This window comes from Noviherbaspirillum autotrophicum, assembly GCF_000818395.1.
Classification (GTDB): domain Bacteria; phylum Pseudomonadota; class Gammaproteobacteria; order Burkholderiales; family Burkholderiaceae_D; genus Noviherbaspirillum; species Noviherbaspirillum autotrophicum.
Window position 1 is genome coordinate 2,948,975 of the sequence record NZ_JWJG01000028.1, and the last position, 1,469, is coordinate 2,950,443.

A 1,469-nucleotide genomic window follows, 5' to 3' on the forward strand; every position below is an offset into this window, starting at 1 on the left:
ACGTGAAGCGGTCGGCAATCGCCAGGCCTGCAGCGTCGTCCTTGGCGCTGTTGATGCGCAGACCGGAAGACAGGCGTTGCAGGGAAGTGGCCAGTGAGGATGCCGACGAGGTCAGATTGCGCTGGGCATTTAACGACGCGGTATTGGTGTTAATGACTGATGCCATTTTCTTTCTCCTTAGAGGATCTAAATTTCCGGCTCAAGCTCTGCTAACTTTGGTTTGCTCTAATCTTGCGAACAACCTCCGTCACCAGATTTATCGGGCGAGACTGGAAAAACTTTAGGCCTTGTGGACTTGATAATTTTTCCGATCTAGCCTGCACCCGAGCCGGGTATCTCTTTATCGGAAGAATTTAGGAAATCTTTAGCTCTTAACTACTATTTTCTATTCTTAATCAAGATTGGTGATCCGACTGCGATTTCGAGGGAGCAAGCCCGCAAAAAGCGGACAGCGAAACGAAAGGCAAAAACGAAATACCCCGGCCAGTACTTCGGCCGGGGTATCGACAATGAGGATTGAATTTATTTCAATCAGCCTTTCAGCAGGGCGAGCACGCCGTTAGGCAGCGAGTTCGCTTGCGCGAGCATCGCGGTGCCGGCTTGCTGCAGGATCTGGCCACGGGTGAGGTTGGCCGTTTCCTGCGCAAAGTCGGCATCCTGGATTCGGCTGCGTGCGGAAGTGAGGTTCTCCGCCGTAGTCGTCAGATTGCTGATGGTCGATGCGAAGCGGTTCTGGATCGCACCGAGTTGAGCGCGCGAGCTAGCGATGCTTGACAGCGCTGCATCGATGGTCGACATCGCGTCATTAGCACCCGACACAGTGCTGATGTCCAGGGCGGACACAGCAGACAGCGTCGAGGCTTGCGGCGTGCTGGCGGCAGTGAACAGCGTGGTGCCGGAGTTGGTGGTGATGGTGTAGCCTTCAGCCGAGTTGAACTTCACGCGGCCGCCCACGGTGCTGCTGTCGTTGGTGCCGGAGGTCAGGGTGACTGCCGAGCCGACGTTGGTCGCGGTGGAGGCGAACGGGTCCTGACCGGTGAGAGCGGCGGTGCCGCCTGCCGAGTTGGTGAAGTCTTCGATCTTGATGTCGTAGCCGTCCTTGGACTGCATCGTCACCGTGCCGCCGCTGACCGAGGCGCTGATGCCGGTGGAGGCAGTTTGCGCATTGATGGCGGCTGCCACCGAGGACAGGTCGCCGGTGCTGCTGACGGTCGCACCGATCGCCACGGCGCTGCTGTTGCTGCCGTACAGGTTGAAGGTGATCGAGCCGGCCGATTGCAGGCTGCCGAGGGTAGCCTGGGTTTGTGCGCTTGCGGAAACGCCGGTGGTCGAGGTGACAGCATTCGTGTCGTCCGCAATCTTCTTGGCGGTGGCGCCTGCAGCCACGGTGACCGTTGAGGTCGTGCCCTTGCCGGCGATGGTCAGGGTTTGTGCGCCGACCCGGTTAGCGACAGCCGAAGTGCTGGCGG

General features: G+C 59.0%; 2 protein-coding genes. Both read right to left on the reverse strand.

The features are described 5' to 3' along the window. Nucleotides 1-166, reverse strand: a 166-nt coding sequence (locus TSA66_RS26260; RefSeq protein ID WP_456299443.1) for a flagellin N-terminal helical domain-containing protein, incomplete at its 3' end; no start/stop codon positions are given. A gap of 365 nt (nucleotides 167-531) precedes the next feature. Then, nucleotides 532-1,469, reverse strand: a 938-nt coding sequence (locus TSA66_RS14855) for a flagellin (RefSeq protein ID WP_040042620.1), incomplete at its 5' end; no start/stop codon positions are given.